The sequence below is a fragment of the Pantoea sp. GM_Pan_3 genome, from assembly GCF_026541045.1.
GTDB classification, from domain to species: domain Bacteria; phylum Pseudomonadota; class Gammaproteobacteria; order Enterobacterales; family Enterobacteriaceae; genus Pantoea; species Pantoea anthophila.
Genome location: NZ_JALNVA010000001.1, coordinates 592,515 through 603,898 on the forward strand (window position 1 = coordinate 592,515; position 11,384 = coordinate 603,898).

The 11,384-nt window shown below is 58.7% G+C and carries 10 protein-coding genes; 4 read left to right on the forward strand and 6 right to left on the reverse strand.

Annotated elements, in window-relative coordinates; translation table 11 throughout:
• From mdtI to betI, 5 genes are all read right to left on the reverse strand, one after another.
• Positions 1-330 (reverse strand): multidrug/spermidine efflux SMR transporter subunit MdtI, encoded by a 330-nt coding sequence (gene mdtI, locus OXR04_RS02725; RefSeq protein WP_009089775.1) that lies wholly within the window; start codon positions 328-330, stop codon positions 1-3.
• Positions 317-667, reverse strand: a complete 351-nt coding sequence (gene mdtJ / locus OXR04_RS02730; protein WP_009089777.1) for a multidrug/spermidine efflux SMR transporter subunit MdtJ — start codon at positions 665-667, stop codon at positions 317-319. The genes mdtI and mdtJ overlap by 14 nt, the downstream gene beginning before the upstream one ends.
• Before the next feature lie 427 nt (positions 668-1,094).
• Positions 1,095-2,777: a choline dehydrogenase gene (gene betA / locus OXR04_RS02735; RefSeq protein ID WP_009089779.1), complete on the reverse strand. Its 1,683-nt coding sequence runs from the start codon at positions 2,775-2,777 to the stop codon at positions 1,095-1,097.
• A 25-nt stretch (positions 2,778-2,802) separates the two neighbouring features.
• On the reverse strand, positions 2,803-4,275 hold the full coding sequence (gene betB / locus OXR04_RS02740; protein WP_140922912.1) for a betaine-aldehyde dehydrogenase: 1,473 nt from the start codon (positions 4,273-4,275) through the stop codon (positions 2,803-2,805).
• Positions 4,276-4,289: 14 nt separating this feature from the next.
• Complete coding sequence (gene betI / locus OXR04_RS02745) at positions 4,290-4,883, reverse strand: transcriptional regulator BetI (protein WP_009089782.1); 594 nt, start codon at positions 4,881-4,883, stop codon at positions 4,290-4,292.
• 261 nt (positions 4,884-5,144) lie between these two features.
• Here betI and OXR04_RS02750 point away from each other — a divergent pair, with 261 nt between their 5' ends.
• The 4 genes from OXR04_RS02750 (at position 5,145) to OXR04_RS02765 (ending at position 9,756) form a co-directional block, all read left to right on the forward strand.
• Complete coding sequence (locus OXR04_RS02750; RefSeq protein WP_009089785.1) at positions 5,145-7,175, forward strand: choline transporter; 2,031 nt, start codon at positions 5,145-5,147, stop codon at positions 7,173-7,175.
• 134 nt (positions 7,176-7,309) lie between these two features.
• Positions 7,310-8,659 carry an MFS transporter gene (locus OXR04_RS02755; protein WP_267369190.1) on the forward strand — a complete coding sequence of 450 codons (1,350 nt, stop codon included), beginning with the start codon at positions 7,310-7,312 and terminating at the stop codon, positions 8,657-8,659.
• Positions 8,660-8,785: 126 nt separating this feature from the next.
• On the forward strand, positions 8,786-8,998 hold the full coding sequence (locus OXR04_RS02760) for a DUF1272 domain-containing protein (protein WP_267369191.1): 213 nt from the start codon (positions 8,786-8,788) through the stop codon (positions 8,996-8,998).
• 110 nt (positions 8,999-9,108) lie between these two features.
• A complete protein-coding gene (locus tag OXR04_RS02765) occupies positions 9,109-9,756 on the forward strand; it encodes a metallophosphoesterase (protein ID WP_267369192.1) in 648 nt (215 codons plus the stop codon).
• Positions 9,757-9,758: 2 nt separating this feature from the next.
• Here the strand turns inward: OXR04_RS02765 and rsmF are convergent, their stop codons facing one another.
• Positions 9,759-11,186 carry a 16S rRNA (cytosine(1407)-C(5))-methyltransferase RsmF gene (gene rsmF, locus OXR04_RS02770; RefSeq protein ID WP_267369193.1) on the reverse strand — a complete coding sequence of 476 codons (1,428 nt, stop codon included), beginning with the start codon at positions 11,184-11,186 and terminating at the stop codon, positions 9,759-9,761.
• Between the last annotated feature and the right edge of the window lie 198 nt (positions 11,187-11,384).

The following is an 11,384-nucleotide window of genomic DNA, read 5'->3' on the forward strand; positions in this document are numbered from 1 at the left end:
TCAGGCCAGTTTTAACAGGAGCATACCGGCCAGCAGCAGGCTCAGGCCAGCCCAGCCTTTGCGGTTCAGTCGCTGACCAAACAGTACCCAGCCCGCCGCGACGGTGGCGATAATGCCAAAGCCACCCCAGACCGCATAGGCTATCGACAGGTCGATCCCTTTCACCGCCTGAGCAAGCGCGCTGAACGCGAGTAGCACACAGCAGAGCGAAAGCAGCCCGAATAGACGTTTTTTGAATCCATCAGAATATTTAAGGAATATATTGGCGGCAATCTCCAGCAGGATGGCGAGTGCCAGCCAGGCCGCATGGACAAAATCAGTGATGACCATGGTTAACCTCCGCTGATGATTCGGTGCCGGTTTTGATCAGGACGATTCCAGCAATTAGTGTCATCAGGCCGCCAATTTTCAGCGGTGACAGCGACTCGCCAAACAGCTGCACGCTGAACAGCGTAATCAGCAGGATGCCGATACCTTCCCACAGGGCATAAGCCACGCCCAGGGCGATATGTTTGATGGCGAAACTCAGCAGAATATAAGAACAGGCAATCATAGCCAGCATCATCAGGTAGCCATACTGGCTGCCGCTGAGGCTGGACCATTTCATAAACAGCGTACCGATTATTTCAGTCACGATAGCAAGTGATAATAAAACCCAGGCGTACATGGGGATCTCCAGCAACGAATTAATGACGACCTGCCACGCGTGATTGCGTGCAGACTCAGAACCATATCGAAGCGGAAGGGGACTAGAGGGCGTTACGCCAGTGCTTATCAGCGACGTTCCGGGCGGAAAGGAAAGCAGGGGAAATCAGGGAATAAAACACAAAAAGTTTGCGCATAAAGTTTACAACGCATCCACATTGTTGCTTCTCATCAGTGGACGGAAAGTGCCTCCGGTTATCTACACGCAGGATTTATAGCATCCGGCATATCGTGAAATCAACAGCAGATGCTGCTTTGTTTGATTTTGATTAAGGTTTGATGATTTGCAGATGCAGGTTAACGGAAAACAATGTGTGGCATGGGATGGGGGATAAAAAAAAGCCGGGCAATAAGATGCCCGGCGAGATTTAGAGTGACACTGTAACTATTTAGTCGCTGCGCTGTGGGGTGGTGCGCACAGGCGCCTCTCCGGCCACGTAGTAGGCCGCAGTGCTGCGCGGCAGCGGTTCGCGTCCACGGATCTTATCGGCAATCTTCTCACCGATCATGATGGTGGTGGCATTCAGGTTACCGGTGATGATCAGCGGCATGATGGACGCATCCACAACGCGTAATCCCTGCAGGCCATGCACCCGACCTTCACCATCGACGACCGCCATCGGGTCGTTGCCCATTTTACAGGTGCCGCACGGGTGATAAGCGGTTTCGCCGTGGTTACGCACGAACTCGTCCAGCTCCTCATCCGTCTGACATTCAATGCCCGGGCTGATTTCACGGCCGCGATACTTATCCAGCGCGGGCTGGTTGATGATCTCGCGGGTGATGCGAATCGCATCGCGGAATTCATGCCAGTCCTGCTCATGCGACATGTAGTTAAACAGAATCGCCGGATGGCGGCGCGGATCGCGTGATTTCAGGCGCACATGACCACGGCTGGGCGAACGCATCGAGCCGACGTGACACTGGAAGCCGTGGGCATCAACGGCATTGGAACCGTTGTAGTTAATCGCCACCGGCAGGAAGTGATACTGAATGTTCGGCCAGCTGAACTCTTCACGGCTGCGGATAAAGCCACCGGCTTCAAACTGGTTACTGGCGCCGACACCGGTGCCATTGAACATCCATTCTGCGCCGATTTTAGGCTGATTCCACCACTTCAGCGCCGGATAGAGGGAGACCGGTTCTTTACACTCATACTGCAGATACATCTCCAGATGGTCCTGCAGGTTTTCACCCACGCCTGGCAGGTCGTGAACCAGCGGAATATCAAACTGCTTCAGCAGTTCGGGCGAACCGACGCCAGAGCGTTGCAGGATCTGCGGCGAGGCGATAGCCCCGGCACAGAGCAGTACTTCACGGCGTGCGGTCGCTTTGTTCAGGGTGTTGCTGTCGCCCTGCAGAAACTCCACGCCCACCGCACGCTTACCGTCAAACAGGATACGGTCGGTGGTGGCATGCGTAATGATCTTCAGGTTGGCGCGGCCTTTAGCCTGATCGAGATAGCCGCGCGCGGTGCTGGAGCGGCGTCCCTGCGGCGTCACGGTGCGGTCCATCGGGCCAAATCCTTCCTGCTGATAGCCATTGAGGTCATCCGTGCGCGGATAGCCCGCCTGCACGCCCGCCTCAATCATCGCTTCAAACAGCACGTTGTTGCCCGCTTTTGGCGTTGCGACGCAGACCGGGCCGTCACCGCCGTGGAAGTCGTTCGGACCGATATCGCGGGTCTCCGCTTTGCGGTAGTAGGGCAGGCAGTCCAGATAACTCCAGTCCTCTAACCCCGGCGCGCTGGCCCAGTTATCGAGGTCCATGGCGTTACCACGGATGTAACACATCCCGTTAATCAGCGACGAGCCGCCCAGGCCTTTACCACGGCCACACTCCATGCGACGGTTGTTCATGTAAGGCTCAGGTTCTGTTTCATAGGCCCAGTTGTAGCGTTTGCCCTGCAACGGATAGGCGAGGGCCGCAGGCATCTGGGTGCGGAAATCAAAACGATAATCCGGGCCGCCCGCTTCCAGCAGCAGGACGCTGACGTTGCTCTCTTCGGTCAGACGGGTAGCCAGAACGTTTCCTGCGGATCCAGCGCCGATAATAATGTAATCAAATTCCATTCATCGTTCCTCAGGTTAAGGGTGATTAAAAGACTGACTGAAAACGCGTCAGCTCAACCTGCACTGACTTCACCTGGGTGTAACTCTGTAGGGTCATCAGGCCATTCTCACGGCCAATACCGGAGTGCTTGTAGCCTCCGACCGGCATCTCTGCGGCCGATTCACCCCAGGTATTGATCCAGCAGATGCCGGCTTCAATCTGGTGGATGACGCGGTGCGCACGGTTGAGATCCTGCGTCACCACTCCGGCAGCCAGGCCATATTCGGTGTCATTGGCGCGGCGGATCACTTCCTCTTCGCTGTCATAGCTCAGGATCGACATCACCGGTCCGAAGATCTCTTCACGCACAATCTTCATCTCATCACGGCAGTCGGTGAAGACGGTGGGAGCTACCCAGGCCCCCTGATCGAAGTCGCCGCCGGTCAGGCGTTTGCCGCCGCACAGCACGCGTGCGCCTTCAGCGATGCCCGATTCGATGTAACGCATCACGTTGTCGCGATGAGTGAAGCTGACCAGCGGACCAAAATTGGTGGCCGGGTCGCGCAGATCGCCAGCCCTGATGCGGGCAACGCGCTCGCTGATTTTTGCCTCGAAAGCTGCCTTCAGCGACGCCGGGACAAAGACGCGGGTGCCGTTGGTGCAGACCTGACCGGAGCTGTAGAAATTCGCCATCATGGCGATGTCGGCGGCCAGATCGAGGTCGGCATCATCAAAGACGATCAGCGGAGATTTACCGCCCAGCTCCATGGTGACCTCTTTCAGGGTTGATCCTGCGGCATTGGCCATCACCTTTTTGCCGCTGACGACGCCACCGGTGAAGGAGACTTTGTCGATACCCGGATGTTCGGTCAGCAGCTGACCGGTGACTGCGCCGAGGCCTGGCAGCACGTTGAAGACCCCATCCGGCAGGCCCGCTTCGCTGTAGATTTCCGCCAGTTTCAGGGCGGTGAGCGGGGTCACTTCACTCGGTTTAAAAATCATCGCGTTACCCGCGGCCAGCGCAGGCGCAGATTTCCACAGGGCGATCTGAATCGGGTAGTTCCAGGCGCCAATCCCGGCCACCACGCCCAGTGGTTCGCGGCGGGTGTAGACAAAAGAGGTGTCGCGCAGGGGGATCTGCTGGCCTTCGATGGCGGGGATCAGCCCGGCGTAATATTCCAGTACGTCTGCACCGGTGACGATATCGACAGCGGAGGTTTCGCTGTAAGGTTTACCGGTGTCGAGCATCTCCAGCTCTGCCAGCTCATCGTTACGCTGACGCAGAATATCGACGGCGCGGCGCAGAATGCGCGAACGCTCCATCGCGGTCATCGCGGCCCAGACCTTCTGGCCTTTTCTGGCGGCAGCAACGGCGCGATCGACATCTTCCTGGCCGGCGGCATGAACCTCTGCCAGTACGTCGCCGTTGACCGGATTGATCGTCTGGAACGTTTCGCCAGACGCTGCGGCCACATAAGCGCCATCAATGTAGAGTTTCTGCTCGTTGAATCGGGACATGTTTTCTCCTTCCGTTATTCGTGCTCGCCAGCCAGTTGCTGACGGATGAACTGGGTGGTCAGTGTGCGGGCGATGACCGGGTCAAAAGGCTTACCGCTCAGCGCTGCGCGCAGCCACAGACCATCTATCAGGGCGGCCAGGCCATGCGCGGCAAGACGCGCTTTTTCCAGCGGCAGCTGACGCCGGAACTCCACCGCCAGGGTGGAGTAGAGCCGCCGGCTGCTGACCCGCTCCAGGCGGTTGAGCTGGGGCTGATGCATGCTGCTTGACCAGAAGTCGAGCCAGGCTTTCATCGCGGCGCTGTGCACCTGGGTTTCATCAAAATTCCCGTCAACGATGGCACACAGTCGCTGTTCAGCCGGGGCATCGGCCAGCGGCCGTAACCGCGTCAGAACCGCTTCGCGCAGCTGCCGCGTCACATCACGCATTGTGGCTTCCAGCAGGCCGTTCTTATCTTTGAAGTAGTGACTGATGATGCCGGTCGAGACCCCCGCCCGCCGGGCGATCTGGGCGATAGTGGCATCATTAATTCCAACTTCGTTAATCGTACTCAGGGTCGCATCAATCAGTTGCCGACGTCGTATCGGCTGCATCCCTACTTTTGGCATAGCTCCGCTCCGGCTCCGCCCTCAAATTGAACCCCTATTTAAACTTTTTTTGATTGCACGTTCAATATAAAAAGAAACTTTGTTAGTGTAGTGTTCTTTAAATGTAGCGTAAGCGAAACGGCAATGAGTGCTAAGCTCACTGTCAGCCGTTACGCTTAAACAGGAAGTGACAGAACGATAGGAGGCCGCACGGCCTGAACACCCCGTGAGCGGCAAATGTTATCCATTGCGTATTTTCAGGATATTAACCAGAGGTAATCGATGAATAATCCACCTGCCGGTGAAAAAGACAGACTCAATCCCGTTGTATTTTATACCTCTGCCGGATTGATTCTGACGTTTTCACTTGTGACGATTCTCTACAGTGAACTGGCCGCGAGCTGGATCCTCAAGGCGGTTAACTGGGTCTCCGCCACCTTCGGCTGGTACTACATGCTGGCTGCCACGCTCTACATTGTCTTTGTGCTCTACATGGCCTGTTCGCGCTTTGGCTCAATCAAGCTGGGGCCGGAGCACGCCAAACCGGAATTCAGCATCCTCAGCTGGTCCGCCATGCTGTTTGCCGCCGGGATCGGGATCGACCTGATGTTCTTCTCGGTGGCTGAACCGGTGACGCAATATATGCAGCCGCCGGAAGGGGCGGGGCAGACGCTGGAGGCGGCCCGTCAGGCGATGGTCTGGACGCTGTTTCACTATGGCCTGACCGGCTGGTCAATGTATGCGCTGATGGGGATAGCGCTGGGCTACTTCAGCTATCGCTATAACCTGCCGCTGACCATCCGTTCCGCGCTCTATCCCATCTTCGGCAAACGCATCAATGGCCCGATTGGTCACACCGTCGATATCGCCGCGGTAGTGGGCACGATCTTCGGTATTGCGACCACGCTCGGCATTGGGGTGGTGCAGCTTAACTATGGCCTGAAGGTGCTGTTTGATATCCCGGAAGGACTGACCGCGCAGACCGCGCTGATCATCCTCTCGGTGGTGATCGCCACCATTTCGGTGACATCCGGCGTGGATAAAGGTATCCGTATCCTCTCCGAGCTCAACGTGGTGATGGCGCTGGGGCTGATCCTCTTCGTGCTGTTCTTCGGCAACACCGAATTTCTGCTGAATGCGCTGGTGCTGAACGTGGGGGACTACATCAACCGCTTCATGGGCATGACGCTCAACACCTTTGCCTTTGATCGTCCGACGCAATGGATGAACAGCTGGACGCTTTTCTTCTGGGCGTGGTGGGTGGCCTGGTCGCCTTTTGTCGGCCTCTTCCTGGCGCGTATTTCACGCGGTCGTACCATCCGCGAGTTCGTGCTCGGCACCCTGATCATTCCCTTCACCTTTACGCTGCTGTGGCTGTCGGTGTTTGGTAACGCCGCGCTCTATCAGATTATTCATGGTAATGCGGGCTTTGCTCAGGAGGTGATGAATCATGCAGAGCGTGGCTTCTACAGCCTGCTGGCGCAGTATCCGGCCTTTAAACTCAGCGCCTCTGTCGCGACGATCACCGGTATGCTCTTCTACGTCACCTCTGCGGACTCCGGTTCGCTGGTGCTGGGGAACTTCACCTCACGTCTCAAAGACATCAACAGCGATGCGCCCAACTGGCTGCGTATCTTCTGGTCGGTGGCGATCGGGGTTCTGACCCTGAGTATGCTGATGGCGAACGGCATCTCGGCCCTGCAGAACACCACGGTGATCATGGGTCTGCCGTTCAGCTTTGTGATCTTCTTTGTGATGGCGGGGCTCTATAAATCGCTGAAGATTGAAGATCACCGTCGCGCCAGCGCCACGCGTGACACCGCGCCCTACCTGGCCCACGCTACGGATCGCCGCACCTGGAAAAAGCGCCTGTCGCGGCTGATGAACTATCCGGGGTCGCGCTATACCCAGCAGATGATGGAAAAAACCATCTATCCGGCGATGGAAGAGGTCGCGAAAGAGCTGGAGCTGCGGGGTGGTCGGGTGTCGCTGGAGAGCGTTGCGCCGGATGCGGCCAACCCGATCGGCTATCTGGATCTGCGCGTGCATCTGGGCGAAGAGCAGGACTTCATCTATCAGGTCTGGCCGCAGCAGTACTCGATTCCGGGCTTTACCTATCGCGCCCGCAGCGGTAAATCGACCTACTACCGGCTGGAAACCTTCCTGATGGAGGGCAGCCAGGGTAACGACCTGATGGACTACAGCAAAGAGCAGGTGATCATCGACATTCTGGATCAGTACGAGCGGCACCTGAACTTCATCCATCTCAACCGTGAGGCACCGGGCAGCAATATCAGTTTCCCGAGCGCCTGACGCCAGGCCCGCCCGCACACTGCGGGCGGGCTTTTTTTTGCCGTCAGCGGCAGGCAATGCCGCGCCGGACGCGGATATCGACTATCTTTAGGGCTTAACTGGCCTGATGCCTGAAGGTGTAGACAGGGAGTCATATGGGAAAAATATTCAGTACGTTTCTGCCGCTCTACACCACCACGCTGCTGATGTTGCTGGGCTCCGGTCTGCTGACCACCTATGTTTCACTCCGGCTGGCGAGCGAGCAGGTGAACGGGGCACTTATCGGTGCCATCATCGCGGCAAACTATATTGGTCTGGTGATTGGAGGCAAAGTCGGGCACAACCTGATCGCCCGCGTCGGCCATATTCGCGCCTATGTCGCCTGTGCCGGGATCATTACCGCCTCGGTGATTGGCCACGGGCTGACCGACTTTATTCCGCTGTGGGTGTTTCTGCGTCTGATCATCGGGCTCTGCATGATGTGCCAGTACATGGTGCTGGAGAGCTGGCTCAACGACCAGGCGGAATCCTCTCAGCGCGGCATGATTTTCGGCTTATATATGGTCGCGACCTATCTGGGGCTGAGCGGCGGTCAGGTGGTGCTGAGCCTGCAGAGTGGCTTTGGCGTGAGTACCCTGCTGATCGTGGCACTCTGCTTCGCGCTCTGTCTGGTGCCGATTGCGCTGACCACGCGTACCCATGTCAGGCCTATGACCCCCGCGCCGATGGAGCTGGGCTACTTTATCCGCACCATTCCCAAACTGCTCGGCACCACGCTGGTAACCGGCATGGTGATCGGGGCGTTTTACGGGCTGGCGCCGGTTTACGGCAGCAGCAAAGGCTTCACCACCAGTCAGACCGGCTACTTTATGAGCCTAACGATTTTTGCCGGTCTGGTTTCACAGTTCCCGCTGAGCTGGCTTTCCGACCGCTACGATCGTCAGCGGCTGTTATTTATCATCGCGCTGCTGTTTGCCGTCTCCTGCGTGCCGCTGATTATGCTGCCGCATCTTACCTTCCACTGGATGATAGGCATCGCCTTTGTGGCCAGCATGATGCAGTTCGCGCTCTATCCGCTGCAGGTTGCGCTGGCGAACGATCAGGTTGCCCCCGAGCGACGGGTGTCGCTAACCGCCTGTCTGCTGATGGCGTTTGGGATTGGTGCCAGCATCGGGCCGCTGGTGGTAGGGGCGCTGATGCAGCCGCTGGGCAGTAATATGCTCTATCTCTTCTTCGCCGTCTGTGCGCTGGTGACGGGCGGGCTGAGCTATGTGCGAACGCCACGTCCGCTGCCGACAACCGAAGTGCCGCTGCCGCATGTGGTGATGCCTGATAGCCTGGCAACCTCACCGCTGGGTGCGGCCCTGAACCCGACGCTGGAAGAGGAGGTGATCCAGGCGTCAATGGGCGGTCAGGAGCCGGAAGATGAGAGCGATGAATCTGAAGAGCAGCCAGAAGCCGGGGAAGAGCCGGACGACCGCGCCACGGATAAGACGCAACTCTAGCGCCGGGCCACAGTCTGCACCCTTATGGCAGAATGTCCCGATCTGACCCCACTTTGTCTCTCCGCTGACTCGACAGCCGGGACGCCACGCGCGAAGCTGACGCATCATCCTGACAGGAGTGCCGCCATGCCTGAACTTCGCCCCAGCTGTGAACGCTGTGACTGTGACCTGCCGCCATCTTCCCTGGCGGCACGGATCTGCTCATTTGAATGCACCTTCTGTGCGGAGTGTGCCGAACACCTGCAGCATCGTTGCCCCAACTGCAGCGGAGAGATGGTGCGCCGCCCGGTGCGTCCGGCGGAGAAGCTGGAGGCGTATCCGGCGAAAACGCGCCCCTGATCTGCCACGGGGCCTGCCCGCTTTCCCACCGCGCTGCCGTTGCTTGTGTCGGTGCAGAAGCAGATCTGGCTATACTGTGCAGAGGCTTAAGCGACGCAGGCGGAGGAGCAATGTCTTACCAGTTTCTGGAGGGGTCAGCGTGGCGGCATATCTGGGTCGTGGGCGATCTGCACGGCTGCCGCGCTGAACTGGATGCGCGGTTACAGCAGCATCAGTTTGATCCGCAGCAGGACCTGCTGATTGCCGTGGGTGATCTCATCGATCGCGGGCCCGACAGCCTGGGGTGCCTGGCGCTGCTGAAGCAGCCCTGGTTTCGCAGCGTGAAGGGCAACCATGAGGAGATGGCCCTTTCAGCGTTACAGGGTCACGAAAAGCAGCGCTGGCAGATGAACGGCGGCGGCTGGTTCTGGCGGCTGCGCGGCAGTGCCATCATTTCGGCGCGTCACGCGCTGCTGCGCTGTCGCGATCTGCCGCTGATCGTGCATTTACAGCTGGGAGCGCGCACCGTGGTGATTGCCCATGCGGATTACCCCGCTGCGGAGTACGCCCTGGATAAACCGCTGGACTGGGAGCAGGTGGTCTGGAGTCGTCAGCGGCTGGAGGCGCTTCAGGCCGGCGCAGAAAGCGGCATCCGCGGGGCAGATGCCTTTTATTTTGGTCATACGCCGCTGAAGGAGCCGCTGACGGTGGCCAACCTGCACTACATCGACACCGGTGCGGTGTTTGGCCATCATCTGACGATGGTTCAGCTGCAGTGACTTCAGCGGAACAGACGCCCGTCCCGCACCAGCTCGCGGGGGTAGCTGTTCTTGATACGGCTGCCGACTTTCTTTGCCAGCCCCAGCGGCTGCTGCTGATAAGTGACAATCATCTCATTACCGGCGGGTTCGCTTTCCGGATAGATATCCCGCCCGCGATACCACTCTTCTGCCTCTGCTGCCGTCAGTTCGAAGGCGTGCTTCGCATCCGGTTGCGCCAGCGCGATGACCGCCTCATGCTGCCAGCGATAGCCTTTCGCGAAGGTTTCAGCCAGCTTGAGGCCAATTCTTGAGAAACGCACTCTGCCCAGCAGCGGGGTGACAGCCGCCGGGAACAGCCAGATCTCTTTATCACGCTGCCACAGCACCAGCGAATCGTCCCAGCGGAGTGAGACGGCAGCGGCGGCCTGAATGATGTCGCTCTCCAGCTTGCGGCTGACGTGCGAGAAGGGCAGCTTGCCGACTTTATAGCCCGGTGCAGGCAGCGGATCGACCGACGCGGTTTTGCGCAACCGGGCCACAAAAAAGCCTTCGCTGTCGAACATCTGCGGGAAAACGTGCAGATAACCCTCTGGCGTCGCGGCCTGCTCCGCCCCCGCAAACAGTTCGTTGAGCGGCAGGATCTCCACGGCGTCGGGGTAACGCTGCAGCAGCCAGGCGATGACCTGCTGATTCTCGATCTGATTCAGGGTGCAGGTCGAGTAGACCAGCGTGCCGCCCGGTTTAAGGGCATGGAAGGCGCTGTCGATCAGGTCGCGCTGGGTGGCGGCAATCTCTTCTGTACTGGCCAGCGACCAGTTTCTCAGGGCATCGGGATCTTTCCGCATCACCCCTTCGCCTGAGCAGGGGGCGTCAAGCAGGATGGCGTCAAACTGTTCCGGCAGCGCAGGACCAAAAACCCGGGCGTCGAAATGTGTCAGCGCACTGTTGGTGACGCCGCAGCGGGTAATGTTGGCGTGCAGGACTTTCACCCGGCTGGAGGAGAATTCATTGGCCAGAATGATCCCCTGATTGCCCATCCGGGCCGCAATCTGGGTGGTTTTTGAACCCGGTGCCGCCGCCATATCCATCACGGCGCTGACCGCGGTCTGTGCGTCGAACAGGGCGGTGACTGGCAGCATGGAGCTGGCTTCCTGAATATAGAACAGGCCGCTGAGGTGTTCCGCGACGCTGCCCAGCGGCAGGCTCTCATCTTCCCGGCTGATCCAGAATCCCTCTTCGCACCATGGCACCGGCGTAAGCTGCCACTCATAGTCAGCGGTGAGACGCAGGAAGTCAGCCACGCTGATCTTCAGGGTATTCACCCGCAACGTGCGGCGCAGCGGCTGCTGACTGATGGCGAGGAACTGCGCGAAGCTGGCCTCATCGGGCAGGCTCTGGCGCATTAAAGAGAGAAAATCGGCGGGGAAAAGCGAAGCAGCATCTGACACGGGCACATTCCAGTTAAGGCAAAGGCGGCAGTGTACCATGCAGAAAGGAAACGGGCAGCCAGGCTGCCCGTCTCAGGATTAATAAGTCTGGCGCGGTTTTGAGCAGAGGCATACAGGCCGCGGAAAGATGAAGCGGTGGGAGCATACGCCCGGAGTAAAGCATAGCGGGCCAGGGATGGTCCGCGCTGAGCCCGCCAG

What these genes read in the sequence shown, in the direction of transcription:
- mdtI (WP_009089775.1), bottom strand. Translation starts at nt 330, where the DNA reads ATGGTCATCACTGATTTTGTCCATGCGGCCTGGCTGGCACTCGCCATC.
- mdtJ (WP_009089777.1), bottom strand. Translation starts at nt 667, where the DNA reads ATGTACGCCTGGGTTTTATTATCACTTGCTATCGTGACTGAAATAATC.
- betA (WP_009089779.1), bottom strand. Translation starts at nt 2,777, where the DNA reads ATGGAATTTGATTACATTATTATCGGCGCTGGATCCGCAGGAAACGTT.
- betB (WP_140922912.1), bottom strand. Translation starts at nt 4,275, where the DNA reads ATGTCCCGATTCAACGAGCAGAAACTCTACATTGATGGCGCTTATGTG.
- betI (WP_009089782.1), bottom strand. Translation starts at nt 4,883, where the DNA reads ATGCCAAAAGTAGGGATGCAGCCGATACGACGTCGGCAACTGATTGAT.
- OXR04_RS02750 (WP_009089785.1), top strand. Translation starts at nt 5,145, where the DNA reads ATGAATAATCCACCTGCCGGTGAAAAAGACAGACTCAATCCCGTTGTA.
- OXR04_RS02755 (WP_267369190.1), top strand. Translation starts at nt 7,310, where the DNA reads ATGGGAAAAATATTCAGTACGTTTCTGCCGCTCTACACCACCACGCTG.
- OXR04_RS02760 (WP_267369191.1), top strand. Translation starts at nt 8,786, where the DNA reads ATGCCTGAACTTCGCCCCAGCTGTGAACGCTGTGACTGTGACCTGCCG.
- OXR04_RS02765 (WP_267369192.1), top strand. Translation starts at nt 9,109, where the DNA reads ATGTCTTACCAGTTTCTGGAGGGGTCAGCGTGGCGGCATATCTGGGTC.